Source organism: Paenibacillus sp. FSL H8-0260 (genome assembly GCF_045040625.1).
GTDB classification, from domain to species: Bacteria; Bacillota; Bacilli; order Paenibacillales; family Paenibacillaceae; genus Paenibacillus_AQ; species Paenibacillus_AQ odorifer.
This window is the reverse complement of record NZ_CP150298.1, coordinates 6,343,624-6,360,626: the sequence shown is the minus strand read 5'-3', so window position 1 is coordinate 6,360,626 and position 17,003 is coordinate 6,343,624. Positions and strand designations below refer to the sequence as shown.

Annotated in this window: 15 protein-coding genes; 13 read left to right on the top strand and 2 right to left on the bottom strand. The window is 46.7% G+C overall.

The window, feature by feature from the left end; all coding sequences use genetic code 11:
* The first annotated feature begins 50 nt into the window (after positions 1-50).
* The 8 genes from MHI51_RS28340 to MHI51_RS28305 all read left to right on the top strand — a co-directional run bounded on the left by MHI51_RS28340 (position 51) and on the right by MHI51_RS28305 (position 8,500).
* The gene (locus MHI51_RS28340; RefSeq protein ID WP_342410245.1) at positions 51-1,715 is read left to right on the top strand and encodes an ATPase, T2SS/T4P/T4SS family; all 1,665 of its coding nucleotides are present in this window, start codon (positions 51-53) and stop codon (positions 1,713-1,715) included.
* 43 nt (positions 1,716-1,758) lie between these two features.
* A complete protein-coding gene (locus MHI51_RS28335; RefSeq protein ID WP_342410244.1) occupies positions 1,759-2,808 on the top strand; it encodes a type IV pilus twitching motility protein PilT in 1,050 nt (349 codons plus the stop codon).
* On the top strand, positions 2,808-4,013 hold the full coding sequence (locus MHI51_RS28330) for a type II secretion system F family protein (protein ID WP_036678542.1): 1,206 nt from the start codon (positions 2,808-2,810) through the stop codon (positions 4,011-4,013). The genes MHI51_RS28335 and MHI51_RS28330 overlap by 1 nt, the downstream gene beginning before the upstream one ends.
* A gap of 190 nt (positions 4,014-4,203) precedes the next feature.
* Complete coding sequence (locus tag MHI51_RS28325; protein WP_076221061.1) at positions 4,204-4,668, top strand: type II secretion system protein; 465 nt, start codon at positions 4,204-4,206, stop codon at positions 4,666-4,668.
* 78 nt (positions 4,669-4,746) lie between these two features.
* Positions 4,747-5,496: an A24 family peptidase gene (locus MHI51_RS28320; protein WP_076221059.1), complete on the top strand. Its 750-nt coding sequence runs from the start codon at positions 4,747-4,749 to the stop codon at positions 5,494-5,496.
* A gap of 15 nt (positions 5,497-5,511) precedes the next feature.
* Positions 5,512-7,113, top strand: a complete 1,602-nt coding sequence (gene pilM / locus MHI51_RS28315) for a pilus assembly protein PilM (protein WP_076276897.1) — start codon at positions 5,512-5,514, stop codon at positions 7,111-7,113.
* Complete coding sequence (pilO, locus tag MHI51_RS28310) at positions 7,097-7,702, top strand: type 4a pilus biogenesis protein PilO (RefSeq protein ID WP_076276896.1); 606 nt, start codon at positions 7,097-7,099, stop codon at positions 7,700-7,702. Before pilM ends, pilO begins: the two co-directional genes overlap by 17 nt.
* A 195-nt stretch (positions 7,703-7,897) precedes the next feature.
* On the top strand, positions 7,898-8,500 hold the full coding sequence (locus MHI51_RS28305) for a DL-endopeptidase inhibitor IseA family protein (protein WP_076221075.1): 603 nt from the start codon (positions 7,898-7,900) through the stop codon (positions 8,498-8,500).
* Positions 8,501-8,537: 37 nt separating this feature from the next.
* On the opposite strand, the gene MHI51_RS28300 is transcribed toward MHI51_RS28305, so the two are convergent.
* Both MHI51_RS28300 and MHI51_RS28295 read right to left on the bottom strand, forming a co-directional pair.
* Complete coding sequence (locus MHI51_RS28300; RefSeq protein ID WP_076221077.1) at positions 8,538-8,945, bottom strand: CBS domain-containing protein; 408 nt, start codon at positions 8,943-8,945, stop codon at positions 8,538-8,540.
* Positions 8,946-9,098: 153 nt separating this feature from the next.
* The gene (locus tag MHI51_RS28295) at positions 9,099-10,526 is read right to left on the bottom strand and encodes a VanW family protein (protein WP_076276895.1); all 1,428 of its coding nucleotides are present in this window, start codon (positions 10,524-10,526) and stop codon (positions 9,099-9,101) included.
* Between the two features lie 342 nt (positions 10,527-10,868).
* Between MHI51_RS28295 and ftsE the strand changes: the two genes are divergently transcribed.
* From ftsE to MHI51_RS28270, 5 genes are all read left to right on the top strand, one after another.
* Entirely contained in the window at positions 10,869-11,555 is a 687-nt protein-coding gene (gene ftsE / locus MHI51_RS28290) for a cell division ATP-binding protein FtsE (RefSeq protein WP_036678556.1), read from the top strand.
* Entirely contained in the window at positions 11,545-12,459 is a 915-nt protein-coding gene (gene ftsX / locus MHI51_RS28285; protein ID WP_076182150.1) for a permease-like cell division protein FtsX, read from the top strand. Before ftsE ends, ftsX begins: the two co-directional genes overlap by 11 nt.
* Before the next feature lie 28 nt (positions 12,460-12,487).
* Positions 12,488-13,786 carry a murein hydrolase activator EnvC family protein gene (locus tag MHI51_RS28280; protein WP_405173414.1) on the top strand — a complete coding sequence of 433 codons (1,299 nt, stop codon included), beginning with the start codon at positions 12,488-12,490 and terminating at the stop codon, positions 13,784-13,786.
* 124 nt (positions 13,787-13,910) lie between these two features.
* On the top strand, positions 13,911-15,377 hold the full coding sequence (locus MHI51_RS28275) for a S41 family peptidase (RefSeq protein WP_076123824.1): 1,467 nt from the start codon (positions 13,911-13,913) through the stop codon (positions 15,375-15,377).
* Between the two features lie 399 nt (positions 15,378-15,776).
* Positions 15,777-16,802, top strand: a complete 1,026-nt coding sequence (locus tag MHI51_RS28270; RefSeq protein WP_341160317.1) for a PDZ domain-containing protein — start codon at positions 15,777-15,779, stop codon at positions 16,800-16,802.
* Positions 16,803-17,003: the final 201 nt, after the last annotated feature.

Here is a 17,003-nt window from a genome sequence, read left to right as displayed (position 1 = left end):
ATATCCATTATTTCAGCCGGCATAATAACGGCATACGGAGATGAATAGACTTGGCTATCGCGAAAAAGAGACTGGGCGACTTGCTGGTAGAAAATAATATTATTTCGCAGGACCAGTTGCTTGAGGCTCTCGCGGAACAGCGTAAGAGTAAACGTAAGCTCGGCGATCTGCTAATCTCTCAAGGTTATATCACGGAGCAGCAGCTGATTGAAGTGCTTGAATTTCAACTCGGCATCCCGCATGTCAGTTTATTTAAATACCAGATAGATCCCGCAATCACGCAGATTATCCCTGAAAGTATGGCTAAGCGATATCAGGTGCTTCCATTCTTAAAAGAGGGTGGTAAGCTGATGGTTGCGATGGCGGATCCGCTGGATTATTTTGCGATAGAAGATTTACGAATGAGTACTGGTTTTCGGATCGAACCCGCTATTTCTACGAGAGATGAGCTGCAGCGGGCGATTGCGCGTCACTATGGCATGCGCGATTCTATGAATCAGATGCTGGTAGAACTTCCGACACAGGAAGAAATAGAGGAGACCGAGATTACAGATGAGGACTCTCCAATCGTACGTTTGGTCAACCAGATGATTCAGCAGGCAGTTGCCCTGCGGGCGTCTGATATACATATGGATCCAGGTGAAAATAATTTAACCATCCGCTACCGCATTGACGGAACCTTACGGACAGAGCGGATTATTCCTAAGCAGATGCAGGGCTTTATCACCGCCCGTCTGAAAATAATGGCCCGCCTGAATATCGCAGAACGGCGTTTGCCGCAGGACGGGCGGATCAAAATGCAGTTCGATTACAAAATGGTAGATATTCGTGTGTCTTCATTACCAACGATGCACGGAGAGAAGATTGTGCTGCGGCTGCTAGATTTAAGCACAGGGGTCAAATCCGTAGATGCTTTGGGATTCAGTGAGGGGAATGCAGAAGCTTTTAAGGAGATGATAGCTCGTCCTTATGGGATTTTGCTAATCACGGGCCCTACAGGTAGCGGAAAAACAACAACTTTATATTCAGCGTTAAATCAACTTAATGTAGAAAGCGCAAATATTATCACAGTCGAAGATCCAGTGGAATACCAGCTTGAAGGAGTAAATCAGGTGCACGTAAACTCGGCTATTGGACTAACCTTTGCAGCTGGGCTACGTTCGATTCTTCGACAAGATCCGAATATCGTAATGGTCGGTGAGATACGGGATGCTGAAACTGCTGAAATTGCTGTTCGCGCCTCATTAACGGGTCATCTAGTGTTGTCTACTTTACATACAAACGATGCGATTAGCTCCGTCTCCCGATTGCGGGATATGGGGGTAGAACCTTATTTGATCGCTTCTTCGCTGATTGGTGTGGTAGCACAGCGGCTGGTGCGCAAAATTTGCACTGACTGCAAAGAAACCTACAAACCATCTGAACAGGAAGCAATTATGCTACGTAGCCTAGGACTACCTGCGGAAGAGTTACAGCGTGGACGCGGCTGTGGTAGCTGTAACAATTCTGGCTATCGTGGACGAATAGCGATTCATGAAGTACTCAGTATTGATGATCACTTACGGCAGCTCATTACAAACACTGGCTCAGTAGAGGAACTGCGTGCAGCAGGTAAAGCGCGAGGGCTTGTTCAACTGATGGATGACGGACTACTCAAGGTCAGTCAAGGAATTACAACGCTTCAAGAAGTCATGCGCGAGACGGTCTCACATTAGAGGTTAACAGCGATTTAGCATTCTAACTTAGGGGGAGCGGCTAATGCCAACGTATACGCGGGATATTAGACAACTATTACAAACGGCTTACTCCTCCAAAGCTTCTGACTTACATATTTCCGTAGGATCACCGCCGGTTATTCGGATGGATGGAAAGCTGCACTCGCTTGAGGGTGAGTCCGTGGTTGCTGAAGAAGCGGCAGATATGGCCAAAATGCTACTTGGTAGTGAACGAATTGAAGCATTTCGGAATGCGGGCGAGTTGGATTTTTCATATCCGCTTGATGGTGGGGTAAGATTCCGGGTGAACGTTTATCGTCAGCGGGGCGAGGTTAGTATCGCCGCCCGGGCCATTCCTGCAGAGATTCCGAGTCTGGAACAGTTGTCGATGCCTTCGATTTTAACTACTTTGTCGCTTAAGCCACAAGGTCTAATTTTGGTTACAGGACCCACAGGCAGCGGCAAATCTTCTACGCTTGCAGCTATGCTGAATTATATTAACCAGACGGAGAGCAAGCATATAGTGACGTTGGAAGATCCGATAGAATTTCTACATCACCATGGAACCTGTCTAGTAGATCAACGTGAAGTGGGAAGTGATACGGCTAGTTTTGCTAATGGATTACGTGCTGCCTTACGTCAGGACCCGGATGTTATTCTCGTTGGTGAGATGCGGGATTTGGAGACCATTTCAGCAGCGGTTACGGCCGCAGAGACAGGCCATCTTGTGATGGCAACTTTACACACAACAGACGCACCACAGACGATTGACCGAATTATCGACGCTTTTCCGGGCCATCAGCAGGGACAGATTCGTTCACAACTAGCATCAGTGCTGCTGGCAGTAGTCAGTCAGCGGTTGTTCCCAAGGGCTGGAGGTCGGGGGCGATTATGCGCAACGGAAATTTTGGTCAATACACCAGCCGTAGCCAATCTTATTCGTACCGAAAAAACACATCAGATCAAAAATGTGATGCAAACCGGACGCTCACAAGGCATGCACACCTTGGACATGAGCATCCGTGACTATTTATCGCAGGGGCTTATTGATCCAACAGCAGCTAAGGCGTTTATGGCGGAGGTGAGCAGCTGATGCCTCTTTTTGAATATCAGGTGAAGACATCCGCAGGCAAATCTATCAAAGGAAAACTAACGGCAACCGATAAACCTACGGCGATGGAGGAGCTACGCAAGCGGGGACTTACGGTATTTTCACTGATTGAACGCAAAACCACAATTTTATCGATGGACATTTATATTGGTAATCCCGTTAAGCCGCTTCATTTCATCATTTATTGCAGGCAGTTTGCCACGCTTATGCGGGCGGGGGTATCGATTGTGGATGCAACGCGTATTTTGGCAGAGCAGACCGAGAGTAAGCCACTGCGCAAAGCGTTAGTAGATGTTAACTCTAGCCTGATGCGGGGGATATCGTTCTCACAAGCTGTTCAGGATCATAAAAAGATCTTCCCGCAGCTATTTGTCAGCATGATCCGTGCCGGTGAGGAATCTGGTGATATTGAGGGGACGTTGGACAGGTTGGCAATGTTTTTTGAGAAACAGCACACCACGACAGAGAAGATAAAATCAGCGCTTACGTACCCGATTACCGTAGGGGTTATGGCGATTGCCGCGGTTATCTATCTACTTTGGGCGATTGTGCCGCAGTTTGTAACGATGTTTGAATCGATGGATGCCGAGCTTCCGGCAATTACACAGATGGTCTTGGCACTTAGCAAAAGCATTCAAGGTCAATGGTATTTCTGGATACTCGGAGTACTTCTCCTAGTGATAGCTTTTCAGATTACAAAACGTACGGAAAAGGGTGCTTACGCCCTTGATTATGCCAAGTTAAAAATTCCTGTGTTCGGCAAGCTGAATCAAAAAGGCTCGATTGCTCAGTTTACGCGCACTTTTTCTTCTCTTTATGCCAGCTCTGTACCGATCCTACAGTCCTTGGTGATTGTTGAGGAGGTAGCAGGAAATAAGGTCATCGGGAAATTCATCCGTAGTGCAGGGGATTCGCTGAGACAAGGAAATCCACTATCTGAGCCGCTAAAAAAAGCCTGGGTCTTCCCGCCACTAGTTACGCAGATGATAGCGATTGGCGAAGAGACAGGGGCGCTCGACACGATGTTGTCCAAGGTAGCTGATTTTTATGAAATGGACGTGGAGAATACCGTTGACCGTCTGAAATCGCTGCTTGAACCACTATTGATCGCTTTTCTAGCCGCAGTTGTAGGTGTCATTGTGGCCGCCATTATGCTGCCGATGTTCAGTCTGTACGGTAATATGTGAACCTCTTGGTTCCTTGTATATATTGAGAGGGGTGACGCCGGGGAGGCGGGGCAAGATCCACGAACTTACGCTGGCGATTAGACGACGATGGACGAGCTGTTTCCGTAAGCACAAGAAAGCTGATGCTGGATTCACTGAAATGAAGGATATAGGTTTTATCACTCACACACCACTTAGAGGGGGAAATCAAATGTTAGCACAAGCGATTAAAAGAAGATTAAGTAAAGAGGAAAATCAAAAGGGGTTTACGCTGATTGAGTTGCTGGCGGTTATCGTTATTTTAGGGATTATTGCGGTTATTGCAATACCTTTGATTGGTAATGTAATCGGTAATTCGAAAAATAGTGCAGACGCAGCAACGGCACGTCAAGTTTATGATGCTGCGAGATTATATATTATCGGTGAGAAAGAGGGAGCTTTTAAAGGATATGGAAAACTAGATATTTCAACGATTCAAGGAAAAGGATACCTTGATAAAATTTATCTTCCTAGTGATAAAAAAGAAATAACTTCAGGATTTGTATTTTTTAATGCAGAAGGACAATTAGATAACACTACTACGGCTAAAACTGATGCCGTTACTTTGATAACAGGAAGTGAGACAGCAGATACTCATGAATTCAGTGCTGCTAATGTTCTAAGTTCTAAAAAATAATTATGCTGTTTTTAATATCCTAAGGAATCGGACTTCCCGATTCCTTTTTTAAAATCCAGAAGTTAATAGAGGACAGCCATGACGATATTTATCGCAAGTTACATCACATTACTGGGTCTGATTCTAGGCTCCTTCTATAACGTAGTGGCGCTGCGGGTGCCGGCCAAGGAATCCTTGCTTAATCCGCCGTCACATTGTCCGAACTGCAACACGCGGCTGAAAGCGCGGGATTTGTTTCCGGTGGTAAGCTACCTGCTGTCAGGAGGAAAATGCCGATACTGCGGCACAAGAGTATCGCCATTATATCCGCTTGGAGAAGCGGCAACGGGTTTGCTTTTTCTATGGGTGTATTTGCTATTTGGCCTGACGGGTAAGGGAATCATCGGGTTCATTCTTGTGAGTTTAGCGGTTACCGTGACGGTTGCGGATTTGAAGTACATGCTGATTCCCAACAAGGTATTGTTGTTTTTTTTACCGCTGCTGCTGATTCTTGTATTGCTATTTCCGGAAGGACCGCTATGGCATCATCTGCTAGGAGCTGTGCTTGGGGGAGGGGTTCTTATCCCTTTTGTTCTGTTAGGTGGAATGGGGGCTGGAGATGTGAAGTTATTTGCGCTGCTGGGCTTGGTGATAGGCTTTCCGAATGTGATTTTGGCTTTTTTTGTGGCTTGTCTGCTTGGGAGCGTGGTGGGCGGACTGCTGATGCTGCTTGGTGTAATCAAACGTAAACAGCCGGTACCTTTCGGCCCATGGTTAGCTATAGGAGCTTTAATTAGTTTTGGATATGGTTCACACATCATCGGCGCGTATCTCTCGCTTATCGGATAGGAGGACATCGAGCATATGCTTGGATTAGGCCCCAAAGTGGCTGGACTTTCAATTGAAGCTGCCGGAATCCGTTATATTAGTTTTAAGAATAAACAGTCATGGGAAGTCCGTAAAAAACGGTTTCTCCCGCTTCTTCCAGGCATGATCATTGAGAATCAGGTGGCGGATAGCGAGGCGCTTTATGATCGGGTAAGGCAGTGGGTGAAGAAGGAAGGGTTAAGGGGAAGTAAGGTTTCTTTGTCCATTCCACCTTCGCAGATCATTATCCGCAAAATGAGTATACCGAGTACCAATGACAAACAGGTCGAACAGCTGGTGAAGCTGGAAGTGGAGACGGGACTGCATTTACCTTTTGAAAATCCTGTCTACGACTATGTAACGCTCGAAGTGGATGAGGAGCAAAGCCATCTGCTCGTATTTGCTGCTCCGCGAAAATCGATTCAGGATTACGTAGATATACTGGAGCGGGCGGGTCTTCGGATAAGCAGTGCCGAAATTTCGGCAACCGCCTTGGCGCGTGCTATAACCACTGGGCACGGGGAGAGCTTTGCGGAGACGATGCTGATTAATATGGAGCCATCGGTAATGGACATTTATATGTTCAGAAACGGGAATCCGGTCTTCATTCGTACGATAAACTTACTTGATCTACATAAAGGAAGAAATTTAGCGGGAACGGATCTTTTGACAGACAGTGAAGCCTTGGCAGAAACAGCTGTCGCTGTAGAAGAATATTTATCACCCGAACAAATGGTTGAAATCACTGCGGAAATCTCACGTATGCTCAGCTTTTATCAATACAGCTTGCATGACGGTTCCACTCGTATCAACAATTTAGTGATTACGGGCACTCCCTCGATTCGTAAACAACTGGACCTAGAACTCCTGCAGTCCCTAGCTGAACTTGAAATAACACCAATAAATCTGGAACAGATGGCAAGTGCTGCTGTTTCTGACCCTGAGCTGAATGATTACCGTGTAGCTGCCGGGACCGCGCTAAAAAATAGTATCAACACGGATACGATTGATCTATTGCCGAGAGAAGATCGGGAGACGTTGCTATTTCCTTATGTCACGATGGGGCTTGTAGCGATCTGGCTGCTGGGGATGATCGGAACGGGGATTTATTTTTCAGCCAATAAGGGTCAGATTTCTAATGGTAAAGAAGAGCTGCAAGGCCTGCAGGATCGCAGTTTAATGCTCCAAGTAGAGCTCGCGAAGCTTAAGAACAGCGGACCTGGACAGCTAGATCGGAAAGCCGCCATCACAGTGCTTCAGGACAATAAGGTGATTGCAGTCCCTATCTTGGACGAATTAGTGGAAGGATTGCCTAAGGAGGCACTAATCCGTGATATTAACTATACCTACCGGACATCTATAGATCTGACTGTAAATGTATCCACTATGGAGGATGCGTCCAACTATTTAAGACAACTTCGCCAAATGTCTTTTACGGCTGATGCCTCTATTCAAAAGCTTACTGAAGGAGCCGCAGATGCCATTTCATACAATACGTATACGGCTATTTATAAAGTGAACTTAGCAGCGGCTAAGCAGCAAAACAGTGAAACGGATGCCAGCCATGGGGAGGTGAGCAGCGATGGAACAGATCAATAAATATCGCTCTCCCATCGTACTAGGGGTGTTAATTCTATTCCTGATATTGTTTGCGTTCTATATGCTGGGTGTTCAGCCGACCAATAAGGAAATTTCCGCACAGAGCAGCGAGATCAGTCAGTTGGAAAAGGAAGCAGAAATGCTCCAAACCAAAATCAATGAGCTGAAGGGCAGCGGCACTGAGGGAGATCTAGAACAGAAGGAATTACTGGGTGAACTCCCAAAAGGCGATGACAGCGAAGGTCTGATTGTTGATTTGCAGGAAGTTAGCACGTCCTCACAAGCGCGGCTAAAGGATCTTAGTTTTGTTTTGGATGAGGCTAATCCGATTCAGCAAATGACAGGTTCAGCGGAGGTGTTATTCCCGGCGGTCAAACAGATCAAAATGACTGCAGTGGTGGAGGGGACTTATTCGGGTATACGACAATGGATGGATGAACTACAAACCTTACCTCGTATTGTGAATGTAGACTCTTTCAATTTTCAGCAATCCTCCGAGGAGCGTACTAAGGACAATACGGAGAGTATTTTGACTGCTAACGTAGCTTTTACAGCGTATTATGAGACCACCGCACCAGCATCCAATTAGGGTTCTCGTGCAAGTTTGTTTAATTATATTACTCCGCTTTTCCTGTAAATCAGGAGGGTGGAGTTTTTTTATACTTCAAAAGAGTTGTAATACGTTTTCATTCCTCTGTTTATTGGGTATTTTAGCTTGCGGGGTGCATAAGCTGAAACAGTGGCTATTGCCTGTATTTTTCAGATGAAAGAGGAGGAACATTAGATGAACAAAAAATGGATGCTTGGTTCGTTGGCCCTTTCCATAGGCCTTTTATCAGCAGGTAGTGGAGTTATGGCAGCTTCATCATCAGTGGGAAGTTCGGCAATAAAAAATGTGGCTGTGATTGGCACGGGAAAAGAAGGTCCAGCTACTATTAACAATTTGACGGTAAAAAGTGTTGTTCCGCTTGTTGTACATGCTAGAGCAATCTATTTCTATACTAACCGTGGAGGGAACTTTTTTCCGATTGAAACCTTCATGTACAAAACGCAAGAGTACCGTTACCTTTCCAGTGATATTGGGACAAAGGTGAAGCTGATGAATTACATAAAAAAAGCCTACACGCACAATGCAGCAGCTTATTATGTGCAGACTCAATTTTTGGAACATGAAGGTAGAATGTCACAAGTGAATGCGGATCTTGGAAACTCATTAATGTATGAGAAAGCCACCGCCCGAATGCTCTCCAAAACTGCAACAACCGCTGAATTTGATTTAACTGTTCCTTATGCGAGCGGGCAGGAAGGCAGTGAGTCGGTGTATGTGAAGCTGAAAAAGGTGAATGGATACTGGAGAATAGATACTTCACCGGATATTCTTTTTTGAGGTAAGGTTAGGGTAGAAGAGGAAAGGTAAAGAGGTTCTACGCTTGGGAGCGGATAAGGTCAGAGGTATAAGCAACACCAGCGAACTTACCTTTGCGAGTGATAATGACACAATCATTTTTCATAGGATCTGGGCGGTTCATAGCGAGGCTCAATACCGTATCGAGTGGAGTGGAGATGTCAACAATGAGCGGGGTTTTGTTCATAAGCTTCATGGCAGGTTCTCTGTAGAACAGATCTACTCCGGATCTTCCTGTAGCTTTCAAAAAGAAACGTTCGCTCATCAACAGTCCGAGAGGTTCATTCATAGCATTGCAGACGACGATACATTTGGATTCTGGATGCTGAAACATGACGCGAAGAGCTTCTCTGCAAGTGCGTGAGGCAAAAATAGCAGGAGCACAGCGGACAATACCAGTAAGATCATTTACAAGAGCTGTTGTCATAGGATGTTCATCCTTTCTGATTATGGGTCTACTTCTAATGTACCCCTGAATCGTAAATTTCAAAGCCGGATAACGTAAGCTACAGGTAAAATAGATTGCTGGAACAAATAACCGATCAGACCTTAGGGGCTCTGACCGGTTATTTGTTGTTAGCTATTCACTGCGGACGCCGTCCTCCACCAGTTGCTTTCGGGGGACATCCGGGATTATGGATTTGCTCACACCTCCACGATTAATGGCGATTAATCGTTTTTGTGCGTAATATACGTCGCGGGACAGTTTATTCACCTCAGTGGATTTACCGTCAACATACTTTGTAATGTAGGTTTCTACAATATATCCGGTTTTCCCATTTTGAATAACGCGTGAGCCGCCACGAGGCAGTGAGGCATCATTTACGTATTTATCGACTGGTGGGAGCACCTCTACTGTTTTTGAATGAACTTTGTAAGTGACATTTTGCGGAAACGTGCCGAAGAGCTTTATGGTCAGTGATTTACCCTGCACAGCTGCTTTAATTATGAGATATTTGCCAGTCGTATTGCGAAAACGAAAGTTGATATAACCTTCAGCGAATGTTGCGTCCTGACCTTTGGGCAAGTAGTTGACGGGCAAGGAATGATTACGGCGTTCCACAATTTCTAGCCCTATACGCAGTGCGGCATTGTAAAGAGTGCTCGACACTTGGCAGATCCCTCCACCAACACCTGCTTGCAGCTTGCCGTTCACAATCACCGGCGCTTCACGGAAGCCGTAATTTACCTTTGCCTTTTCTATAGCTTTTCCATAATCAAAGACGGCTCCAGGCGGGAGAATGGTTCCATCCACAGCTTTGGCAGCAGCTTCCACGTTGTAGCTTCGTCCAGGTCCACTTGCACCTAGAGAGGTGCTGAACTGCATTACTTTTCGCTCGATACCTTGTTCCTTTAATTTCTTTAAAGTTATGTCAGGCTGCAGGATTAACAAAGGGACCTCCATCGTGATTCCCTTCTCCAGCAGGGCATTCAGATGATTAAAGCTGGTGGGGGCAGCTGCTCCTAAGGAAGTCTCCAGAGCTGTCCAATCAACCTCCAGGGAAGTTTTCTCAGAAGTATATACGATTCGGTCATCGCCTGTAATTCGTCGCGTAGCGTCCACTGGTTCACCAAAGGACTCCTTCTCCCAAGTGGGACTTAGAATCTTTTGAAATTGTGCGATTTCCAGATGGGTTTCAAGCTTCCACAACTTAGGGAAGTTATAGCGTGCCTTTACCCGCTCCCAAAGCGTTCCTTCGGCAAGCTCTTTTAAGCCCTGCTGAAAAGCAAAGGCTTCATAGCTCAACCCAGTCTTATTAAGGGTTAGGGAGAGATCTGCATTGCCTTCCACTTTTAGCACTAGAGGGACGGTTTCGAGGGCATGCAGCCGTTTATCCAGCTGGGAGCGGACCTCGGTGAGAGTCATGCCTCCGACCTGCCAGCCGGCAAGGGTTGTACCCTTTGGAAGCGTGGTTTTGCTGCCATATAGATGAAGCCCTCCGTAAATACAGGAGCCGATAAGGACGAGTGCGATGACCACTATGAGGGCAGCATGGATTTTTTTCATGATTAATCTCCTTTTGGGGATTTGGATTGCGCTAAGCAGGCGCGGCCCTGTAACAGAACTTAAAGAACACTTCGTGGGATACCGATAATAAATTAGTAAGAAATAAGTAGTCTCTAATAAAGGGAGTTAGGACATCTGATAACAGGCACCGCTAGGTGCTTTTTTATATGTATATGTCCAGTCACTACAAAACTTTCGAATAGTCGTGCAGTTACGGGGTACTCAATCAGTTACAGATTTGTTACAATAGATACATTGCGGAAATATTGAAGTTTATGGAAACTTGAGGTGGACAATGTCGATTCGCACAAGTGGAAAATGTCATAATTGGGAAGTGAGAAAATGATTGAAATGCAAGATGTATGGAAAACGTACCCTAACGGAACTCACGCACTGCAAGGAGTTTCAGTGAAAATCGACCGCAATGAATTCGTGTACGTTGTCGGCCCTTCCGGCGCGGGTAAATCTACTTTTATGAAATTGATTTATAGAGAAGAAGTGCCTACCAAAGGACAGATTTCGGTGGGAGGTTTCAATATAGGAAAGCTAAAACCACGCAAAATCCCTTATGTCCGCCGTAATATCGGCGTTGTATTTCAAGATTTTCGGCTTTTGCCCAGAATGACGGCATACGAGAATGTAGCTTTTGCTATGGAAGTTATTGAAGCGCCGAAAAAAGTCATCAAGAAACGTGTGAATGAGGTTCTTGATTTGGTTGGGCTGAGAAGTAAAGCGAATCGTGAGCCCTCACAGCTTTCTGGTGGTGAGCAGCAACGGATCGCTATTGCACGGGCTATCGTCAATAATCCTTCTGTTATTATTGCGGACGAGCCTACAGGTAACTTAGACCCCGAGACTTCATGGGGCATTATGCAGCTGCTTGACGAGATTAATTTTCGTGGAACAACGATTGTAATGGCTACCCATAACAGAGATATTGTGAACAAAATGCGCAAACGGGTGCTTGCGATTGAGAATGGAAACATTGTCAGAGACCAAGCGAGAGGGGAATATGGTTATGAGTTTTAAAACCTTCTTGCGACATGTGCGGGAAGGCTTCAAAAGCGTATTCCGTAATGGCTGGATGTCGATCGCCTCAATCACTTCGATTGTTGTTTCTCTTTTTGTTCTAGGTGTATTTATTCTTCTTGTTCTTAACGTAAATTCTGTAGCTGATGAGGCAGACAGTCAGGTACAGATCAAAGTGCATCTAGCTTTGAATACAGATCAGAAGATGCGCGAGACCCTGCAGACTGAAATTGGCAATATGCCGGAGGTCAGCAAGATTACGTTCATCTCCAAGGAACAGGGACTTAAAGATCTTCGCGCAGATATGGGCGAGGAGGCAGCAGAGCTTCTGGAAGGGTTCGATGAAGACAATAACCCGCTTCCAGATACCCTTCAGGTAGAGGTTATTGAACCTACTACCGTTGCTTTTGTGGCTGAGAAGATTCAAGCCCTTAACAAGACACATACCGAGCAGCCTATCTACAAAGTGAAATATGGCAAAGGATCGATAGAAACATTGTTTAAAATCACGCGTGCCGTACGCAACATTGGCTTTATTTTTGTAGCGGGGCTGGCACTTATGTCTATGTTCCTCATCTCCAATACTATTCGGGTAACGATTCTTGCCCGGCGTAAAGAGATTGGGATTATGAAGCTGGTAGGCGCGACAAATTATTTTATTCGTTGGCCTTTCTTTATAGAAGGGGCATTAATTGGACTCATTGGATCATTGATTACTTCGGGTGTTTTATATGCCGGTTACAAGGGTTTGGAATCTTCGATACAGGGAGATCCAATGCTCGGATTGCAGCTGATCCCTTTCAGTGATATTTGGCTGCTGCTCGTAGGTCTGTTAGTTGGACTAGGTGTGTTGATCGGCGTCTGGGGAAGTACGGTTTCTATTCGTAAGTTTTTGAAAGTTTAATTTAAGAGTGAAGGATGGGGAGTGCGAGTTGAAGAAGATTGCCGCCGGACTAGCCGTAATGTTACTAGCTGTCACTATATTCCAACCCTCTGATGGATATGCCAAAAAAACAAGTGTTGCCGAAATCGATAAGCAATTAAAGCAGCTGCAACAAGAGGTGCAGGAAGCTAAGGCGCAGCAAGAGAAAGCGGAGTCCCAAACGCAGGAAGCGCAGCACTATAAGAATAAGACAAATATCAATTTACAATATGTATTGCAGCAAGTGGATCAAGTTAAAGGCAAAATGACCGAAATCTCTAACAAAATTTCCGACACAGAAGAATCTCTTAATGTTACAGCAACGGAATTGGATGAAGCAGAGGCACGAGTGGCCTCAAGAGAAGAACTCTTAGGATCCCGTGTCCGGTTGATGTACACGGATGGAGCGGTATCTTACCTAGATGTTTTGCTCTCATCGACAAGCTTCTCTGATTTTCTGGGCCGCACCGATTCGCTTAAGATGATTGTGGATCAGGATCAGGAGCTGTTAGTCCAACACAAGCTGGACAAGCAGACAGTTGTAGAGAAAAAGCAGGAGCTTGAGGGGCAATATGCTCAAGCCAAGCAGTTATACACCTCCTTGGAAAATCAGAGAAGCCTGCTGAAAGAGAAGGAAGCGGAGAAGCAGGAGCTTATCGCATTTTATGATAAGCAGATTGAAGAAAGCGATGATCTAAGTGAAGAGCAGAATGAGAAGCTGGTTAAGCTGGCAAGCGAACGTTCTGCTTTGGAAACCCAAAAGGATAAGATTAAAGCTGAGGAAGCAGCGCGCAAAGCAGCAGCCGCCAAAGCAGAAGCGGCACGCCGGGCAGCAGCAGCTGCAAAGAAGGCCGCAGCTAGCAAGGCAAGCAGCAGTTCAAGCTCCAGCTCCTCAACCGCGTATGCTGGTGGAGATGGACCCTTCCTGCTCCCTGTAGGCTCGGCAAGAATTTCTTCCTCCTACGGACCACGGACACACCCAATTACGGGTGAGAAGGGGAAAGTACACACCGGGGTAGACTTTGCAGTTCCACAAGGAACCAATATTCATGCGGCTGATTCGGGAACGGTAATCGTAGCTGAATGGTATAGCGGCTATGGATATTGTGTAATTATTGATCATGGCGGCGGAGTTTGGACCCTCTACGGACATATCCGTAAAGGTGGTATCAAGGTTAGTCCTGGGGATAGAGTCAATCGTGGGGATGTGATTGCTGAATCCGGTTCTACAGGTAATTCGACGGGCCCCCATCTCCATTTTGAAGTTCGGATCGACGGCAAGACAGTAAATCCGATGCCTTATCTCTAATTTTTAAGAACTTATAACTCATATTATTTGAGCGTACGGCATATACTGGAAGAGATACCGTACCTTTCAGGACGGACTTATGGAGTTGTTTGCGAGATGGACAAGAAGGGACGGTGGGAACATCATGTTAAAAAAAAGCACAGCGGCGTTTATGATTATCGCCGCCCTGCTATGCGGTAGTCTGGTGACCTTGGGCGTGACGGGTTATAGTCATGTTATCGGACAAGCTGCAGGAGAAGGACTGGCCTCAGCATTGCAGGTTACTGGCCTTCAGCAGAAGGAATCCCAGAAGCTTGGAACGGCTCTCAGTCTGATTGAGAGCAATTACTACGAGACAGTAGATCGGGAGAAGCTGATAGACGGTGCTGTCAACGGTATGATGGAAGCGCTGGGCGATCCTTATTCCAACTATATGGGCAAAGAAACAGCTGAGAAATTCGAAGAAAGCATTGAGGGTTCCTTTTCAGGTATCGGTGCGGAGGTCTCTTCGGATAATGGCAAGGTAGTCGTGGTCTCTCCGATCAAGGGCTCACCTGCTGAGAAAGCTGGGATTCAGGCCAAAGATGTTATTCTGTCCGTTAACGGTGAATCGCTGGAAGGCATGGAGCTGAATGCAGCTGTTGCCAAGATTCGCGGTCCTAAGGGCAGTGAGGCCACTTTGAAAATACAACGTTCCGGCTCTGTAGAGCCACTCGAATTTGTTCTTACCCGGGATGATGTGAAGCTCGAAACAGTCTACGCTACCATGGAAAAAGACAATGTGGGTGTAATCGAGGTTACACAGTTCTCCCTGAATACCGCAGAACGATTCAAGGAAGAGCTGGAGAAGCTGGAGAAGCAAGGCATGAAGGGACTTGTTATTGACGTCCGTAATGATCCAGGTGGTGTTCTTCCGATTGTTATTGAAATGGCAGAGCAATTCGTTCCAGCTGGAAAATCTATAGTGCAAATAGAATATAAAGACAAAAAACGCGAAGTTAGTACCTCAAAAGGATCGAGTAAAGCTTATCCAGTGGTCGTGCTGATGAATAAAGGTAGCGCAAGTGCCTCGGAAATATTGGCGGGTGCTTTGCAGCAGTCGGCAGGAGCTAAGCTGATCGGTGACAATTCTTTCGGTAAAGGTACCGTGCAGACGAGCTTTGACAAACAGCTTGGAGACGGCAGCTTGCTGAAAGTTACCATTGCCAAATGGCTTACGCCAGACGGCACATGGATTCACGGTAAGGGCATTAAACCGGATATCGCGGTAGCGCAGCCGGATTACTTCTCGGTGGCTCCAATTAACAAGAGCGTGGCACTGCAATATAATATGAACAACGCTGATGTGAAGAGTGCACAGACGATGCTGGACGGTTTGGGTTACAAGCCTGGACGTAAAGATGGCTATTTCGATGCTGGCACTAAGGACGCAGTGAAGAAGTTCCAAAGTACAGCAAAGCTCCAAGTCACAGGCATAATTGACGCCAAGACAGCCGAGGCGCTGGAAGCGGCGCTGATCAAGGTCATTCAAGACCCTGTTCACGACAACCAACGGAATAAAGGGATTGCTGAGATTCAGAAGGAAATTAAGGCGGCAGCGTCGAAAAAGTAAGAAGGCTGAATTCAGCCTTCTTTTTTTCTTTTAGATAAGAAAATGCCAACCGGCGTAGAGGAATTAGAATATATACAAATCAGTCATCGGACGAAAAGGAGTGTGACGAACAGTTTGAATGTGATTCAGGAACTGTTAGGAAGCTTGGGCACTGCGTTCTTACACTTATTGATCCAGCCGTATTACTACATTGCTATTATATTTATTGCGTTATATTACCGTAGGCAGGTGGCATTAGAACGAAAGCTGATACATGTGAAATTACATAGCTGGGGTCAGGAAACGTGGCGGACGGTATGGAGTGGTCTAGTCATGGGTTTGGTCGTCTCTATAGCAGCCGTTCTGCTAGGAATATCATTATCAGGTACGGCTGTAGCCTGCATTTGGGTAGTTAGTCTCGTGTTGTCGCTATTGCGTGTACGGTATTTGTGCTTTGCGTATTCTATAGGCTTGTTAGGTATCATTCAGTTTGTAATTTCTTTCTTTCCAGATGCTTTAGATAGTGGAACGGTAGGGAATATTACCACCGCCATACGGGAGATGGATATTCCTGCTTTGCTAGTGTTAGCTGCGCTGCTGCACATGGCGGAGGCACTGCTGGCCCGCAGACAAGGGGCCAAGCTTGCAACGCCGCTCTTCCTGAAGGGAAAGCGCGGCATGGTCGTCGGCGGCTATCAGCTGCAGGCCTTCTGGCCGCTACCGCTGTTCCTGCTGCTCCCATCGGGAGCAGGAACGGATTTGCCATGGCACTCGCTGCTCGGCGGCAGCCTTGGCATCGTCTCTTTGCCCGTCATCATCGGCTTCAGCGAGATGACGCAGGGCATGCTGCCCGGGCGCAAGGCGGCCCGCACTGCAGGACGGCTGCTGATCTACAGCATCGTCCTGCTCGGCTTAAGCCTGCTTGCCGCTTGGTGGAGCCCGCTGACTCTGGTCGCGGCGCTCGCAGCTATTGTGCTGCACGAAGGGTTAAGCTGGTACAGCGCTCTGGAAGAGCGCAGCATCAGCCCCATCTTCGTGCATCCACCGCGCGGCCGCAAAGTGCTGGCCGTGCTGCCGGGCAGTCCCGGCCAGGAGCTGGGCATCCTGCCCGGCGAGATCTTACTGAAGGTCAACGGGGTCCTGTTGACCGATGCGGCGCAGCTACATGAGGCGCTGCGCATGAATCCAGCGTTCTGCAAGCTGGAGGTGCTGAACCGTGAAGGGGAGAGCAAATACCTTCAAAGCCCGATCTATGATGGGGATCACCATCAGCTCGGCATTATTTTGGTGCCGGAGACAGATGGGATGATTACCGCTGAGGCGAAGCCTTCCAGCATCTACAGCATCATCGGGATGAAGACAGGCATACGCAGCCGGAATCTTCCGGACGGCCAACTTAAACGAAAAAAAACCACTGAAGCCAAGCAGGAATCAGCGGAAGGATAACTAGAAGATGCCCCATAAGCCATGAAATGGTGAATGGGGTATCTTTGTTTTTGATTAGATGGTAATTTCGCGTGCGAGAAGTTGCTATCGGACCCAGTTGCCCCTAATCGCAGCATTTTCGCTTTTTTAGAATGGTAACGGACCCAAAAGGCGCTATTGGCATCAAAAACACCCCAAATGAGCCTCTTTCTGAGGAATAAC